At 62.0% G+C, this 16929-nt stretch carries 8 protein-coding genes; 2 read left to right on the top strand and 6 right to left on the bottom strand.

Features of this window, described 5'->3' with window-relative positions; translation table 11 throughout:
• The 3 genes from ACTHUY_RS08725 to ACTHUY_RS08735 form a co-directional block, all read right to left on the bottom strand.
• Positions 1-1298, bottom strand: a 1298-nt coding sequence (locus ACTHUY_RS08725) for a lamin tail domain-containing protein (RefSeq protein WP_441678512.1), incomplete at its 3' end; no start/stop codon positions are given.
• A 39-nt stretch (positions 1299-1337) separates the two neighbouring features.
• A complete protein-coding gene (locus ACTHUY_RS08730) occupies positions 1338-2315 on the bottom strand; it encodes a lamin tail domain-containing protein (protein WP_441678514.1) in 978 nt (325 codons plus the stop codon).
• A gap of 459 nt (positions 2316-2774) precedes the next feature.
• Complete coding sequence (locus ACTHUY_RS08735; protein ID WP_441655073.1) at positions 2775-3734, bottom strand: L-lactate dehydrogenase; 960 nt, start codon at positions 3732-3734, stop codon at positions 2775-2777.
• A 91-nt stretch (positions 3735-3825) separates the two neighbouring features.
• On the opposite strand from ACTHUY_RS08735, the gene ACTHUY_RS08740 reads away from it, so the two are divergent.
• The gene (locus ACTHUY_RS08740) at positions 3826-4446 is read left to right on the top strand and encodes an NUDIX hydrolase (protein ID WP_441678516.1); all 621 of its coding nucleotides are present in this window, start codon (positions 3826-3828) and stop codon (positions 4444-4446) included.
• Between the two features lie 189 nt (positions 4447-4635).
• Here the strand turns inward: ACTHUY_RS08740 and ACTHUY_RS08745 are convergent, their stop codons facing one another.
• Positions 4636-6330 carry a dihydroxyacetone kinase family protein gene (locus ACTHUY_RS08745; RefSeq protein ID WP_441678518.1) on the bottom strand — a complete coding sequence of 565 codons (1695 nt, stop codon included), beginning with the start codon at positions 6328-6330 and terminating at the stop codon, positions 4636-4638.
• A gap of 592 nt (positions 6331-6922) precedes the next feature.
• Between ACTHUY_RS08745 and ACTHUY_RS08750 the strand changes: the two genes are divergently transcribed.
• A complete protein-coding gene (locus ACTHUY_RS08750; RefSeq protein ID WP_126704212.1) occupies positions 6923-7180 on the top strand; it encodes a DUF6458 family protein in 258 nt (85 codons plus the stop codon).
• Between the two features lie 264 nt (positions 7181-7444).
• On the opposite strand, the gene acpS is transcribed toward ACTHUY_RS08750, so the two are convergent.
• Positions 7445-7873, bottom strand: a complete 429-nt coding sequence (gene acpS, locus ACTHUY_RS08755) for a holo-ACP synthase AcpS (protein WP_441678520.1) — start codon at positions 7871-7873, stop codon at positions 7445-7447.
• An 8-nt stretch (positions 7874-7881) separates the two neighbouring features.
• Positions 7882-16917 carry a fatty acid synthase subunit beta domain-containing protein gene (locus tag ACTHUY_RS08760; protein ID WP_441678522.1) on the bottom strand — a complete coding sequence of 3012 codons (9036 nt, stop codon included), beginning with the start codon at positions 16915-16917 and terminating at the stop codon, positions 7882-7884.
• Positions 16918-16929: the final 12 nt, after the last annotated feature.

The raw sequence follows: 16929 nt of genomic DNA on the forward strand, positions 1-16929 counted from the left end.
GCATTCGTGTCGACGGCAGTGCCGTCAACAGATAGCTCTGCAACGCGATCCACGGTGTGCGTGGTGGCAATGAGGTCGACAATGCCGTTCAGCCACTGATCGTCAGTGACGCTGAGGCGGACCGGGGACATGTCGACGCCGTCGACCATGACCTGGGTCGGATCAGTTGTCACGGAGTTCGTGCCGTCGGAGACGGTGATCGAGTACTCGTACCAGCGCTTACCGATGATGTCGGCAGCGGGAAGCTCGTACGAGTAGCGGTCACCATCGGCCAGCAGGTTGACGACGCGGGGCTCGTCACCGGCGGAGGAAACAACGTTGAGGGTCACGGTCTTGACCTGAACGTCATCGGTCACCTCGAAGGCGAACTCGAAGGGCTGATCGGCAAGAACCGTGTCGGCCGTCAGGTCGGTGATAACCGGCTCTGCTGTGTCGGAGGATGGGGTGACGAGCGGCTCGGGTAGCTGGTGTGCTGCCACGGTGCCGGGGGTGGCGTGGTCCGAGCCGAGCAGGGTCTGCTTGAGCAGGTCCTCCTCGTCAACGCCCCACTGGAGACCAAGGTTTGTGACAACGTCACGTTCCGAGCCCATGTTGTAGTAGGCGCGGTTCACCATGTGACCGGTGTTGGTCTGGATCTGGATGCCGCGGGCTGAGCCGTTGGCCATGCCACCCGCGTAGATCTCGAGCAGCTCGGTGCCAGCCTCAAGATTTGCGCCGTAGAAGGTGTTGAAGTCTTCAGCGGTCAGCTCATCGTTCGGGCCGTTCTTGATCCAGAACACGAGTGTCTTGCCCGGAGCAATGACCGCATCCGAGGGGATCGTCGGCCACACGGTTGCGTTCGAGTTCGTGAACTCGTCCAGCGGGTACAGGTAGTTGATGGCGTAGTCGGAGAAGTCGACCGGTGCGTTCGTGGCGTTCGCGATCTCAATGAACTCGTAGCCGTCCGAGGAACCCACGTTCGTTGAGTCAACAACAGCTTCGGTGACAAGCAGAGGGGCCGAGGTAGTCGGGGGAACCAGCGGCTCCTCTTCCGTGATGTCCGCCGGATCCATGAGCTGCTCGGGATGAACAACACCGGGGGAGGGATCGGCAAGGGTGTTCAGGACCCTCATCGACCTAGGTTCAATAGCGTCAGCCTCGGGAAGACCGAAGTCGGCCGACATTGCGGGACCAACGGAATCTGATGGGTAGTACGACCAGGACTGGATCTCGCCGTCCTTGAGGACGCGGATGCCACGGTCGCCGCCGTTGGCCATGCCACCGGCTTCAACGCGGAAGATCTGCGCGTCGTTCTCCATGCCGAACTCGTTACGGAAGTCCTCTTCCGTGTAGGAGAATCAGTCAATGTTGTTCGCGGTGTAGGACACCCAGGCAACCGCGGTCTCACCGGGCTCAAGAACGATATCAACGCCCTCCTCAACCGGGTGCAGAAGGTCGCGGCTCATGTCGACCGAGTTCACGTAAATGTACTGGAACGAGTAGCCGTCGCCGAGAACGTTAATGGTCTCGTTGGTCGTGTTGTGAATCTCGTAGTACTCGAAGTTGTCGTGGCTCGTCGAGTTCGGAAGGATCTCCGTGATCATGAGAGCCGGAATACCCTCTTCTACAACCTCGGGCTCCGGGGCCTCGAACTGCTCGGGAGAAACAGCGCCAGCGGTTCCGCCCGGCTCGTTTGCGATCTGCCTCAGCCTGCGAGTATCCGCAGCATCGGCGGCGGGAATTGCGAACTCGGCGGTCTGGGTGGTGCTGATCGTGTCGGCGTCGTAGTGCGCCCACGACTCAACCTCACCGTTCTTGACGACCTGAACGCCGCGGTCACCGGAGTTAGACATGCCGTTCTGTCCGACAATGCGGATAACGCGGCCGTCTTCTCCCATGCCCCACTCTTCACGGAAATCGGTTTCCGTGTAGTCGAAAGAACGAACATTGCCGCCCTCGTGCGATAGCCAGAGCACAACGGTCTCTCCGGCCTCGATGACAATGTCATCGCCCTCGTGCGGGGAAAGGACAATGCTGGCTGCAACCCCATCATCTGCCGAGGTGTAAGCGAGTGAATATCCGGCGTCCTTCATGGAGATTGCGGATTCAGTGGTGTTGTGGAGCTCAATGAACTCGAAATGATCAACCCCGCCATGGTCGGGGGCAAGCTCGGTGATCATCAGCGGGGGCAGGGTGTCCTGCTCCTGTGCTTGTGTGATCGTCGTTGGTGGTGTCGTGTTGGGCTGCGCTGTGACCGGACCCGCAAGGGTCAAGGTCAGAGCCCCTGCGGTACCCGCGGCCATAATAGCCCCCGGTATGCGCCGAATACTCTTCACTATGTCTTCCTTCTGTATCAGAAACTATGTATTGAGTTTCTGAATTAGAGTAGAAAAACAGAATGAAATCAGAATGAACGAGACATATCGGACGCGTGTCCGTCAGGAGAGCGCATCATGTCGCCCCAGCTCACGGGCGTGCTCACCGATCCGATACGTCAGCGGGCACGTGCGGCCCATCAACGAAACCCGGAAGATCATTAGTTGTGTACTGTATCCAGCAGGTGTGGAGTCTCTCATGGCATGCTGACCCGCAACCCTTGTCACAGCTGACCTGTTAACAGGTCAGCGGCCGGGAAAATCCCGGCCGCTGAACGAGAAAGGACTAGTTGTGAACAATTTACTTTGAAGGAAGTTCTTCTATTCCGCTAAAGAGCTACTGTCGGTTAGATCCTAAGGAATTTCAGGAGAAGCTTAATTCTGTGACTTTCCGTGGCTCTCCGTGAGTGTCTTGGAGGCTTAGATTCCGAGGGACTTCTGGACGGACAGGAGGGCCTCGGCGGACTTGTGGAGCTTCGCCTCTTCGATCTCGTCCATGGGGAAGTTCAGGGTGCGTTCAACGCCGCCACGGCCCACGATCGAGGGGACGGACAGGGCGATGTCGGAAATCCCGTGGTAGTTGTTCAAGAGGGTGGAGACGGGGAGGACGGCCTTCTGGTCGCGGAGGATCGCCTCCACGACTCGGGCACCGGCAACGCCAATTGCGTAGTTCGTTGCGCCCTTACCCTGAATGACCTTGTAGGCGGAGTTCATAACTTCGTGCTCGAGGGAATCGAGAACCTCACGGTCGAAGACGCGGTTACCTGCCGAGTCTTTCCAATCCTGGAGCGGGGACTGGCCGATCGTGGCGGAAGACCAGAGTGCGAACTCGGTGTCGCCGTGCTCGCCCACCATCATGGCGTGCACGGAACGGGGCGAGATCCCGATCTTGTTGCCAACCAGCCAGCGCAGGCGGGACGTGTCAAGAACCGTTCCGGAGGAGAGCACGCGGTGGGTGGGAAGACCGGAGATCTTCAGGGCTGCCGTGGTCAGCACATCGCACGGGTTCGTGACGAGCATGTAGATCGCGTTCGGGGCCTGCTCGAGCAACTGCGGCATAAGAGAACCCAAGATGTCGACATTCGTGCCAGCCAGGCCCAGGCGAGATTGTCCGGGCTTCTGCCGTGCACCTGCTGTGATGACAACAATGTCGGAACCTGCGACGCAGGAAATATCGGAGCCACCAATGATCTGGGAGGCCTGAGTGTACTGGCTTCCGTGCGCAAGGTCGAGGACCTCGGCATCGACCTTCTCGGTGTTGAGGTCGTAGAGGGCAACAGTGTTGGCGGAGCCGCGGATGAGAGAGGCGTAAGCAAGAGAGGATCCCACGGATCCCGCTCCAACGATCGAGAGCTTCGTGGTGCTGGCGGTATCAGTCATAGACACATTGTCTACGACAGCGACCCGCCGCGCCAAGGGCTGAGAGAAGACGGTCCCCTTCTTCTCAGGGGCAATGGACCATAATGAAACAATGAGCCGCTTTCACGATCTCGTTGACAAGTTCGGTGCCCTCCCCATTCCGCTTGAGAGGGCACGAACCGGTGGCCGCAGGTCCGCTGTTCTCATGGCGCTCACCGATGAGAATGACACCAGGATCGTGCTCACGAGGCGGGCTCTGACCATGCGCTTTCATCCCGGCCAGGTCTCCTTCCCGGGGGGTTCCCTCGAAGAGGGCGAAACCCCGGTTGATGCTGCGTTGCGGGAAGCTCACGAAGAAGTAGGGCTTGAACCCACCAGGGTCTCGGTTCTCGGGGAACTCCCGGGCCTGTCGCTTGCGGCATCATCAAATGCAGTTACCCCAATCATTGGTGTTATCGGACCCGGCGAACGCCCCGACGTGGTCGACGAGGCAGAGGTCGACTCCGTTCACCTGCCGACACTCGACTACTTGGCGGACCCCGATATTCGCATGACTGCACTCATTCCAGGCAGACCCTACCGGGGACCGGCCTTCCAGCTTGGCGACATATTTATATGGGGATTCACGGCTCACCTACTTGATGGTCTTCTGGAAGTTGGTGGCTGGGAAAAAGAATGGGACCACGACCGCACCATCATCGTCCCGGAAGAATACCGACGAGAACGGGGCTGATCTTTCTAGAGGGGTGACGGAGGCTGATCTTTCGGAGGGAGAAGCTGATCATTCGAGGGGACTGACTCCCTAAGATTGATCTCCCGCTTAGTCTTCACGCAGGGGGCCCACGGATTCTGTCCGTGGGCCCCACTGTCACTGTTAGCTCATTGCTGTCATAAGCTCCCTGCGATCATCGAGTCTGCATTCTTAGAGAGCTCCGAGGAGGACGCGTGCGACCTCGACGAGGGAGATAGCTCCCGGATCGGGGGTGCCGACGGACTTCTGGCCGAGCGGGCGGGCGCGACCAACCTTGGCGACAAGGTCCGTGGTGGAGGATGCGCCTTCTTCGCCTGCCTTTAGAGCGGCCTCTGCCTTGGTCTTGAGGTCACCCTCGGTGGTCGTCAGGGCTTCGGTGAGCGGAACGAGGGCGTCAACAAGAGTCTTGTCGCCCACCTCTGCACCACCGAGTCGCTGAACTGCTTCCTGAGCCGCAACTACTGCTTCGACAAGCTTGTTCTCGGTCGGAGCATCCTCGTTACCAAGGGCCGCGCCGAACGAGGTGAGGATAGCGCCCCAGAGAGCACCCGAGGTGCCGCCAGCACGATCGGACCACGCGTCACCCGCAGCGGCCAGGGTGGTCGACAGGCCAGCACCATCAGCAACCAGTGCCTGGGCTGCCTTAGCGGCTGCGCGGGAACCATTCTCCATGCCAATGCCGTGGTCACCGTCGCCAGCAACGGCGTCCAGTTCACCCAGCTCGTCCTTCTTAGATTCGAGCATGGTGGCGATCTCACCAAGGAGATCTGCGGCCTTGGATGCGGCGGCCTGGGATGCTTCAGATCCGGTCTCGGTGACGGTGACCTTCGCGGCCTCGTTGTTGAGAACCGCATCGTCGCGCTCAACCTGCTCGACAGAGCCCTTGCGGTAGGCAGGGGAATCGCACGGTGCGTTCCAGTACTCAAGGAGCTCGTCATCAACCCAGGTCAGGGTGAGGGAAATGCCTGCCATGTCCAAAGAAGTCACGAACTCGCCCGACTCCAGGTCTTCAACGACAATGCCTGCCTCTTCCAGGAGGTCGTGGACTGCACCGGCGACAATGAACAGCTCCTCGTACTTCGTGTCACCCAGGCCGTTGACCATGGCGACAACGCGGTTCGCGCCCTCGGGACGTTCCTCGAGCAGACCATCAACGAGGGTCTTAGCGACCTCGTTGGCCGTACCAAGAGGTGCTTCGTCAACGCCGGGTTCACCGTGAATGCCGAGACCGATCGCCATCTTCCCCTCCGGGACGGTGAACAGCGGTCCATCGGCACCGGGAAGAGTACAGCCGTCGAATGCTACGCCGAAAGAACGCGTGGCGTCGTTTGCCTTGGCGAAGACGCGCTTGACCTCCTCGAAGTCCTTACCTGCCTCTGCCGCGGCAGAAGCAATCTTGAAGGTCGGGAAGTCACCGGCAATACCGCGGCGCTTCTCCAGTTCATCCTTCGAACCGGAAGCAATGTCATCCGTGACAACCAGAGTGTCTGCATCAATACCCTCGGCACGAAGGCGCTCAATGGCCTGGCCGAAGTGGAGGACGTCGCCCGCGTAGTTACCAAAACCAATAAGAACACCGGCACCCCGGTCGGCTGCCTTCAGGACCGAGTAGGCCTGTGCTCCCGATGGGGAGGAGAAAATGTTGCCGCACACGGCACCATCGGCAAAGCCCTGACCGATCCAACCGGCGAAGGCCGGGTAGTGGCCGGAGCCACCGCCGTACACAACAGCAACCTTGCCGTCACGGGTTGCGGTCGAACGGACCACGCCACCGTAGACGGGCTTTACGTACCGTTTGTTCGCGAGAACGAAGCCGCGAAGCGACTCTGCGGGAAAATCTTCAGGAACGTTTACTAGACGCGTCATTGCTCTTCCTTACGTTGGGACTGTCTCCACTGACAGCTCGTCTGCACCGATCATACGAGCGTGTTCCAAACCACACAACCGGAAATTCCGGGACAATCATGAAAATTTCTCACTAACTAGTGGGAAATCTGCCGCGAATCAGCAGTAAACGTTGATAGAAGGCCAAAAACTATGCTCGCGCGTTGACTGAAAAGTTGCTGACTGCAATGTTGGCCAGTTTGGGCAAATCGGGGCAACTCGGCTAAATCCCAGGATGTGGAAGGGTCCATTGGGAGTGGGTGTAAGAGGATTGTGGGATGAGTAGCCACCGTTGTTCCTCCCACACCGTGAATTTTCATCAGGCCGTCATGGCTTCATTGGTTTATGCCTCTTGACGTCGATAGGGTCGGCAGGCTCGGATGACTGGCGGCCGAGCGCCGACGAGCATCACATCGACAACGTTCCGTGCAAGGCGGCCCCGCGCAGTAAACCCGACGACCGTGCGCTACGCCAACGACGCTTTGCTATTGTGACGTGTGGCACCTTTGGGTGCAGAACTGTAGGGTGAAGTGAACACGCAGCAAGCGTGCTGACATGACGAAAGGCGGATCCCATGAGAGCTGTAAGAGTCGGCGGCCCGATCATTCTCGCGGCCATTGGCGCCATTCTTTACTTCGCGGTCCCGGATGCTGTTGAGGAGGTTCCGCTGGGAACCATCGGACTTATCCTCATGATCGCTGGCGGAATCTGGCTTGTTCTCGAGCTCATCCTTGGACGTCGAAGGTCCTCGGTGATCACGGAGCAGCGAACTATCAACGACGGCGGAGTGCCGCGACAAGAGGTGCACGAGAGGCGCCAGGACGAGATCTGATCGCTGAGAGACTGGGTGGAGCGGTAGCGAGAGACTCTCAGTCTCGTCGGTCCTGCACCGCCGCCCTGCCCTGACCTCGTTGAGGGCTTCCAAGTGCCGAACCCATGACCGCTCCCGCGCGTCTAACTTTGAGTAGACACGCGGGAGCGGCCCCGGCTGTTAGTCCTGTTCGTACCGTGACGAAGCCGAGTTCGTCACGGCCAGTCCGCCCCGGAGAAACGGCGGCACCTGCGTTTCAGTTGCCGTAGCCCGGGCGGGTGGCAGTCAGGACGATGTCCTGTCAGCAATCGCCGTCGCCATCGCCATCCCACCATCGTGACTCATAGATATGTGCCAGGTGGTGGATCCACGGCCGTACCGTTCCGCGAGCGATCTGTTGACTGCCGCTGCGAGTGGCTCGTGGATGGTGAGAGTAGGCCTGCCCCACCTGTCAGAGACAACTTCGATCTGTGACCAGTCGACCTCTTCTTGGGTGAGCGGGGGCGGGGTTCCGATAAGGGCGGCGGACCAGGCCTTAATGAAGGCTTCTTTCGCCGCCCACCGTGCCGCCAGGTGTCCCGCGACCGAACCGGAGGTGTTGGCTCGGTTCTTGGCGGTGCGGCGTTCTTGGCCGGTGAAGGCGCGGGCGTAGACCGTGCCGGGGGAGTCCAGTTGCTGTGCAAAGGACTCGATTCCGACAAGGTCTACGCCCACACCGATGATCACTTGAAGAAACCGCTTTCGGACAGACGTGCCTCGGGATCGAGCAGCATTTCGGCCTCGATCTCCTTCGGTTCGCCAGCGAAGCGACGGTCCTCGATCGGGGTGAAGAGCGGCTCGTGGCCGAGCATGCCGGCTTCGCGGCGGCGGACACCTGCACGTAGGCGTGAGGTTGCCTTCTCGAGCCATGCCTGGGCTGCGTCTTCTCCGAGTTCCTGCCTGACTGCCTGTTCGAAGGCGGCCGGGTGGACCAGGGCGACAAGTGCGGACACGTGGCCGAACCCGAGGGAGGTGAGCAGTCCTGCCTTGACCGTCGTCGGGAGCTGGAGAGGCTCGCGGAGCCAGACCAGACCGGGGGAGGTCTGTAGGGCGGGATCGACACAGTCGAGTGCCTTGTTGGCGGGTACCTTGCCGGTACGGAAGATATCGGCGAGGCCTGCGGCCTGGAAGACAGCGGCACCGCCCTTCGCGTGACCGGTCAGGGTCTTCTGGGAGACAACGAGAAGCGGGTTGCCTTCGGTGCGTCCCATGGCCTCGGCAAGGCGGGTGTGCAGGTCGGACTCGTTCGGGTCGTTCGCGTTCGTTGACGTGTCGTGCTTGGAGACCACGGAGATCTCGTCAACGGTTACGCCAAGGTCTGCCAGGTTCTTGACGAGCCTGGAAGCCTTGCGTCCGCGTCCCGCTGCGAGTGCACCAAGCCCCGGGGCGGGGATCGAGGTGTGCGCACCGTCGGCGTAGGACTGGGCGAAGCCAACCACTGCGTAGACGGGCAGACCCATCTCGGCAGCGACGGAGGCGCGTGCCAGAAGGACCGTGCCACCACCCTGGGATTCGACGAAGCCTGCACGCCTGCGGTCGTTCGACCGGGAGTAGAAGCGTTCGTTAATGCCTTTCGCCGCCATCGCATCCGAGTCCGCCGTGGCGTTCATGGAAGCAAATCCCGCGATCGACTCGACCGAGATGTCGTCGATCGCGCCGGCGACAACGAAGTCGGCCTTGTCGGTCGCGATCTTGTCGACGCCCTCCTCGACGGAGACGGCCGCGGTGGCGCAGGCGCCGATCGGGTGGATCATCGAACCGTAGCCGCCAATGTACGACTGCATGGTGTGGGCCGCGACAACGTTCGGCAGGGTTTCCTGCAGGATGTCGGAGGGGATGTCCTCGGCGAGGAAGCGGTCAAGGAACAGCTTCCTCATTGACGTCATGCCACCGAAGCCGGTGCCCTGAGTCATCGCCACATCGGAGGGGTGGACGGCCTGGAGGATCTCTGCGGGAGAGAAGCCCGCCGAAAGGTAGGCGTCAACCGCGGACACCAGGTTCCATACGGCAATCCGGTCGATCGATTCCACCATGGATGTGGGGATACCCCAGCGGGTAGGATCGAAGTCGGTCGGGAACTGGCCACCCACCTTGCGTGCCATTGCGGCTCGGCGAGGCATGCGGCTACGGGCACCCTGCTTGCGGGTCACCTGCCATTCCCCATCGACCTCGTGGGCCTCCGTGAACGCTGGATCGGCCTCGACGTAGGACTTGGCGGCTTCCTCGGAGTCAACGGAGAACGTGATGTCCTTGTCGAGGAACATTTCCACGCCCTCGGGGCTTGTCAGGTCCTCGATCGCGATCGAATCAACGAACGTGCGGACGCCGGAGCGTGCCACGACCTCGTCGCGGTAGCGATCGAAGATATCGGCTTCGTCCACGATCTTGTCGTCGGTGTCGTACCAGCCAGCAACCGGGGTATCCATCCAGCGCAGCAGGCCTGTCATCCAGGCCAGCTCCAGAACACCGGCGGCGGTCAGTTCCACCGTGCCATCGGACTGGATGCCGTACTCGGCTTCGAAACGGGTACGTCCCGAACCCCAGGGGCTGACCTCACCAAGGCCAACAATGACGACCATGTCGTCAAGCGACGTTGTGACCTTGTTCCATTTGGCCGTGGGCTGGACGGAACGGACCGGGGACGGCAGTGCCTGCAACGTAGCTGCGGCTTCCTCGACAGTCTCCTCCACCGACAGATCGGTTTCGTCGCGCAGGGCCGCGATGTTGATCTTGCCCATGCCGCCCGTCAGGTCAGCGTCGAGCGGGGCGTCGAGGGCCTTCGTGCGGGACTCGGGGGAGCAGAGGGCGAGCAGCTCGGATGAGATTTCCGACGGGGTCCAGACGCGGATACCGGACTTCTCGGCGGCCTCGACCAGCGGGTCGTTGCCTCCCATGAGTCCCGTACCGGCAACCCAGCCGATCCTCGGGTGAGCGATCGTGATGCGCTCGGCCCACGGCTCGACCTGCCACTTGTTCGCAATGGCATCGAATGCTGCCTTGACCTCGCCGTATGCACCGTCGCCACCGAAGGTGCCGCGGTTCGGGGAACCCGGGAGCACAACGTGCAGGCGGTGCTCCACGTTCGTGTCCGCACCAATCTTCGACAGGGCGGTCATGGAACGCTCAACCGACCAGAGCAGCAGGCGGGCCTGTGTCTCGGTAGCCGGCCCAGCATCCTCAGCCGTGCCCGAAACGGGCGGGGCAGCGAACGGGAAGTACAGGTCCGGGGTCAGAGCAGGCTTCGTGACCTTGAGGTCCGAACCAACGGTCTCCGACTGTTCCGTACCGATCCACTCAACGAGTGAATCAACATCCCGGTAGGAGGACAGGTTCGCGGGAACCAGCCACAGGGAAGCATCGGCCGATGCGTTCTCCCGGTACAGGGTCTTTGCGTAGGCAAGACGCGACGCGTTGATCCGGGACGCGGTGGCAACAACGGTTGCGCCGCCCGCCAGGAGCTTCGCAACAACGCCACCAGCGATAGAAGCGGGAGCCATACCGGTTACGATGGCTACCTGGCCGGAGTACACACCCGGGGTCTGATCGAGAGCCTCCGTAGCGATCTGTTCGAAGCGAGCCTTTGTCTCGCCTTCGGACTTACCAGCCCACCAGGTGGCCTGATCGGCAACTGCCTGACCCGCACCGCGGAACGACACGGTCTCGGGAAGCTCCGAACCGGCCCAGAGGCGAGCAAGATCCTCGCGTGCAGAAGCCCAACGATCATCAAGAAGGATCGCCTTACGAGCATCGAACGACGGGGATACGAGCTTCACCCAACCGGAACCAAGCTCGGCCTCAACCGTCTCGAGAACATTAGCGACTTCCTCTTCCTCCGAATGATCGAACGAAGCAGGAGTGGTCTCATCCAGTCCAAGAACACCAAGGAGGTGACGCGCCGTGTCCGCGAGAACACCCTGATCGCCCGTGATCTTCTCAGCGAACTCATCAAGAGCGGCCGAGTCAACGGTTGCGCCACCGCCGGAACCACCCGCGGACGGGATAGCAACCGGAATGCCGTGGGCGGCACCAATCTCAGCAACCGCAGCATCAATGATCGCGTTGACATCGGCCGTCGACGAAGCCTCGGTCGCCATCGTGGCTAGGTCGCCACCACGGGTCGAAGCACCCGTACGTGTGCCGAGGAGAATGGCGGAGGTGGTGTGAGCAACCCAGCCCTCACCGAGCTGCCACACGCTACCGACACGGTCGCCAATGTAGGACTGCTTCTGGCCAGCGGCACCAAACAGCTTACGGATACGGTCCTTGATGGCCTCACCAAGAACAGGGCCGAACGGCTTGTAGTTGTGAGCGGCGCGGTCAACCGTGTTCGACAGTGTTGCCACATCGGCCTCGGCCGCACCCTCAACGCTTGCCAGGCCTAGCTCGGCGGAGAAGTCCATGAGCAACTGGTTGAGCCTCGAGGACACACCGTTCGTCAGGGTGCCCGTCGTATCGGCGGCGCCAATCTGCTCGGGACGCACCTTGTTAGCAAAAGCCAGCAGCGTCTTGATTGCGTCCGATGCCTTGTACGGCAGGTCGGCGGGACGCTCGATGGAACCGGCGGGAGCCGCCGGAGCAGCAGGGGCCGCCTCGGGTGCTGCAGGTGCGGGAGCGGGAGCTGCGGCGGGTGCCGAAGCCTGTGCCCGGGCGGCTGCTTCCTGAGTAGCCTCTTCCGGTTCGTCATCCTCGATCGTGCGGACATCCTCGTGGTAGACGAAGGCCTCATCGCGCTGAACGTTACGGACGGTCACCGAAGCGTCGTTGAACTCCGGCAGGGCCAGGGTCTTCGAAGCGAGGTTAGCGAGCGTCGGGGCGGCACCCAGGCCGATCTCAACGATCTCGTTGATGTCGAGCTTGTCGGTCGAGAACAGGAGCTCCTGCGTCTCAATCCAACGCACCGGGGAAGCGAACTGCCAGCACAGCAGCTCGATGAGGATCGTGCGAGCAAGGGCAACCTTGTCCTCGATCCGCTTATCCCAGTTCGCCAGCACATCCTCAAGCTGAGTGGATGGAACAACGCCGAGAATAACCTTGACGAAGTCCTGCGTCAGTTCGAACGGAACGGCAACAAGGTTCGGGATGTACTTGCCCTCGAGAACCCGGTAGTCGATCTCGGTCGGGAGCAGTTCGGTAAGGCGCTCGCGGAACTCCGGAACACCGTCGTGGAGCACTGCGGAGTGGAAGGGGACGTCAATGCCGGGGACGAGCATGAACGGGCCCTTGCCGCCGGCCTTGCGGGCACGCTCCGACGAGTCGGCCGCGAGAGCCTGAAGGCCCTTGATGGTGCCGGCAATGGCGTACTGCTGGCCTGCCAGGTTGTAGTTGACGATCTCCAGGAACTCATCCGACGCCTTGGCGACGCCTTCGACGTAGTCCTTCACCTGGTCGTGGCTGACACCGAACTGGTTGGGACGCAACGCTCCCATCTGGTAGTTCGATCGGCCCTGCTCGTCGCGGGGAACCAGGTTGTGCATGGTGGCACCGCGGTGGAACACGAGCTCAAGAACCGTTTCCAATTCAATAACGTTCGCGTACGCGGACAGGGAGTTGTATTCGCCAAGCGAGTGGCCCGCGAAGTAGGCACCATCAACCACAGCACCGGCCTCACGCAGGCGTGCGGTCTGTGCGAACGCAAGGGTGGCGAGAGCAACCTGCGTGAACTGCGTCAGGTTCAGCACGCCCTCCGGGTGCTTGTACACAACACCCTTCGCGGTCAGCTCGGTCGGGTTGTCCCGAACGAGAGCGAGGATCGAGAAGCCGAGGACCTTGCGGGTGTGAGCATCGGCCCGCTCCCACACGTCAGCGGTGGCCTTCGAAGAGGCACGCTCCGCGAGCCCCATGCCCTGGGCCTGGATGCCCTGGCCCGGGTAGACGTAGGCGGTTGACGGGGCAGCGGTTGTTGCCGTGCCGGTTGAAACGAGTTCGGAACCAACCTTGCAGGTGACCTCGAGAACGAGACCGCCGCCCTTGAGGCGGCCAATGCGCTCAACGGTGATATCAACTTCGTCGTTCAGGTCAACAAGACCGAACATGCGGTACGTCCAACCGGTCAGCTTCAGGCGGTTGCCTTCGTTGTCGGCCGCGGAAGCAGCGTGCTGTGCCGTGGCGGACAGCCACATGCCGTGAACAAGCGGTGCCGACAGGCCTGCGACGCGGGCCGCGTTGGCGGAGGTGTGGATCGGGTTGAAGTCGCCCGACACCCACGCGAAGGGGGTCATGTCGGCAGGGGCCGTGACCTTGACCTTGCGGAGTGTGGAACGCGGGGTGTCAACAACCTCGGAGGTCGTGCCACCCGCGAACGGCGGGTCGGCGGGAAGCTGGTTGCCGTAGGCGCGGCCGCGGATCGCGAATCTCTCCTCCATGTGGCCAATCTTTACGCCATCGACAAACAGGTCGAGGTCAACCTCGACGATACGACCGGAGGAGGACTCGTTGATCGAATCGGCCCAGGAGATAACGTCGATGCGGTCGGCGTCAATCTCGGACACGGGGCGATCGAAGGTGATCGTGTGGTCCAGGTGCACTGCGTTCAGCAGGCCCTCGATCACCGGGTAGTCGTTAACCAGGGCCGAACCGAGCGCGGCGTAGATCGCCGGCCAGCACGTACCGAGAAGAGCGTCCGGGACGATCGTCGCCGTGTCCAGGTCCAGTGCGTTCGCTGTCACGCCAGCGTGGTCCGGGCCGAGCGTGTTCGGGAACGCGAACGAGTAGTGGGCTTCGCCGAACTCGGAAAGCTCGGAGTCCACCATGGTGGGCAGTGCCGGGATGTAGTCGCCCTGGACAGCCGTGTTGCCGACACCTGCCGTGCCGGACAGCAGGTTGTACATCGACTCGGGCAGGCGCTCCTCGTCAACGACCGGGACGCCACCGTCGCGGACCGACTCGGGAAGAACCAGGGGAACAACGAGCTCGCGCACGGCGTGAACCGAGGCGGCAGAACCATCCCAGTACGTGTCAAGGTTGACCGTAATAGTTGCCTTGTCGCCGTCGATCTCAAGATCGTAGGCCGACGGATCAAGGATGTGTGCCGGGTTGTCCATGAGGTGCCCGGTCCAGGAAATGAACGGGGTGGACCGCAGGAACTGCTCAGCGTCAGCCGCATTGTTCAGGCGCGAGTAGCCTGAAACCTTCTGGGCTTTGCCGTCAAGGCGCTCGATCGTGGCGTCCTCGAAGCGGGTGAGGATCGTGGCGATCGGCTCGTTCACGGTCGTGATGCCACCAACGGACAGCGGGCCGGGGATGATGCGGACAGCGTTAGCGTCGTAACGATCGTCCTGGGCCTGCCAGAGGGAGTCCTGGCCCCACCAGCGAAGCAGGTCATCGTCGATGGCGGGAACGAAGCCCATCGGCTTCGGGTACTTGCGCATGAGAGCAATGAACCAGGCGGAGTCCAGCGGGGTAAGGGTCAGTTCCTTCGACAGCGGGTAGGCCTCGATGAGCTTGTCGGCGGCCGGCTGACCGGCCTCAACATCGGCTTCGGTCGGGAATAGGGTGGTGACGGGGCCGTGGTCGGCGGGCGACAGGCGGGCCTCGAAACGCTGCAGGAGTTCGTGGAAGCGGGTTAGCCACGACGGGTCAACCCACGGATGCGACAGCTCCGCGAAGCGGGTAGCCACCTCTGCGTAGGTCATTTCGCCGAGATCACCGAAGTAGGGCTTCGACGTCTTGTTCAAAGCCTCAATGATTTCGGCCCGACGGGACCGGAGAAGCTCCGGCTTGCCCTCAACCTCGGCAACAAGGCGAGCGCATGCTGCTGCGTCGTTGTCGATCTCGTACATGTCGGCACGCAGGTGCGACAGGCCGGATGTCATGCCGCCCTTGGACTTTCCGGCACCAACCCAGCCACCCTCGGACGCGGGAACACCCGTCGTCTTCACGAGGAGTTCCTTGACAGAATCCTGGGTCTTCGCTTCCTTCGCCGTCATCGCAGCGGTGCCAATGAGGACACCATCGACCGGCATAGCGGGCAGATCGTAGGCCAGTGCCCACTCGCCCGAAATGTAGTCAGCGGCCCGCTCGGGGGTGCCGATACCACCGCCGACACAGAGAATCACGTTCTCCTGGCGACGGATCTCCGCATAGGTGGAACGCAGTAGGTCGTCGAGGTTCTCCCACGAATGGTGGCCACCGGCGTGACCGTCCTCGACATGCAGAATGATCGTCGTGTCGACCTTGCGGGCGATCGCCAGTGACTGGCGGATCTGGGCAACGGTGCCGGGCTTGAACGCCACGTACTTGAAGCCCTCGGACTGGAGGGTCTCGATCAGCTCGGGAGCCTCATCGAGCTCCGGGATGCCTGCGGAGACAACGACGCCATCGAGCGGGGCACCGGACTCGCGGGCCTTCGAGACAACGCGCTGGCCACCGAACTGGAGGTTCCACAAGTAGCGGTCCATGAACATGGCGTTGAACTTCGCGGTACGACCCTCGTCGAGCTGCTCCTGCAGGCCAGCCAGGTTCTTTGCGAAGACGTCGGCGGTTACCTGGCCGCCGCCTCCCATCTCAACCCAGAACCCTGCGTTTGCCGCGGCGGCAACGATCTCCGGGTCAACGGTCGTGGGGGTCATGCCGGCAAGGAGAACCGGGGAGTTACCGGTCAGGCGCGTAAACGCGGTCTCAACAACCGTGCCGTTCGGCAGGTCCAAGAGACGCGGGGCGTGCTTCGACCAGTCGGCCGTACGCGCAGGCTCCTCGCCCGGTGCGGCAAGAGCATCAATGTCGTTGAGCGTTCCGGCGGACACAATGCCTGCCCCGGTGCCTTCGAGAACATCGGAGGTAATGCGGCCAACAATGTTGCCGGGGCCCAGGTCAACAAACCATTCGGCGCCATTAGCCTGGGCCTCGCGAACCTGGGTCGACCAGTCGACCGGGTCAACGAGAACGGCGCGGGCCAGCGGCTCAGCACCTTCGATACCGCACTGCTCGGCCCAGGCAACAACCTGGTCGAGGGCGGGGGAAAGAAGCTCGTGGTGGAAGGGAGCCTCCACGTCGAGGTATTCGACGATCGGTGCCAGCGGCATACCACCCCGGACCTTCGCGGCCAGTTCGGCACGGTCGGCCTTCTCGGCGGCCTCGGCAGCCAGCTCAACGCGCTCAAGGGCGGTCGGGGTGCCGGACACGATGAAGCGGCGGCGGGAGTTCGCGATCGAAATCGTGGCTCCCGTGCCCTCGACGATCTTCTCCAGGTCGGAACGGGACACGTCGCGCACCGACAGCATCGGTGACTTCGTGGGATGGGAGATACCGGCGGTGCGGCAAATACGGGAAGCGGCTGCACCAATAAGGCGGGCGATTGCGAAGACGCGCGCGAGTTCCTTCGGGTCCTTCTCAACCCAAGCCTTTGCGAGCTCGGCACCGAGGATGCCCTGGGAATGACCAAGAACCTCGGTGGGGCGAGACACGCCAATGTCAAGACCGGCCGAGGACAGTGCATGCAGGAGCGCGTACTGGGCTGCGGTGATACCCGGGACCGACATAGCGGCGTCGTTCGACGAACCAAGCGACTCGAGGGTCAGCGAGCCCGCACCGACGGCAGCAAGCTGGGCTGCGAGCGGTGCCAGGAGATCATCAGAGTCGGAGATCAGGGTGCGGAGCGAATGAGCAAGATTGGAGTCCTCACCGATCTCGGCAAGGTTCTCACGCCACGGGGTGGCCTGGCCTGCGAACAGGAGAACGTAGGGCTCGCCGGATGCGAGACGGGAGATAAAACTGGAAGCCATGTTTCCTTCTTC

Source organism: Flaviflexus sp., assembly GCF_052087705.1.
Classification (GTDB): Bacteria; Actinomycetota; Actinomycetes; order Actinomycetales; family Actinomycetaceae; genus Flaviflexus; species Flaviflexus ciconiae.

What these genes read in the sequence shown, in the direction of transcription:
- ACTHUY_RS08735 (WP_441655073.1), bottom strand. Translation starts at nt 3,734, where the DNA reads ATGACTGATACCGCCAGCACCACGAAGCTCTCGATCGTTGGAGCGGGA.
- ACTHUY_RS08740 (WP_441678516.1), top strand. Translation starts at nt 3,826, where the DNA reads ATGAGCCGCTTTCACGATCTCGTTGACAAGTTCGGTGCCCTCCCCATT.
- ACTHUY_RS08745 (WP_441678518.1), bottom strand. Translation starts at nt 6,330, where the DNA reads ATGACGCGTCTAGTAAACGTTCCTGAAGATTTTCCCGCAGAGTCGCTT.
- ACTHUY_RS08750 (WP_126704212.1), top strand. Translation starts at nt 6,923, where the DNA reads ATGAGAGCTGTAAGAGTCGGCGGCCCGATCATTCTCGCGGCCATTGGC.
- ACTHUY_RS08760 (WP_441678522.1), bottom strand. Translation starts at nt 16,917, where the DNA reads ATGGCTTCCAGTTTTATCTCCCGTCTCGCATCCGGCGAGCCCTACGTT.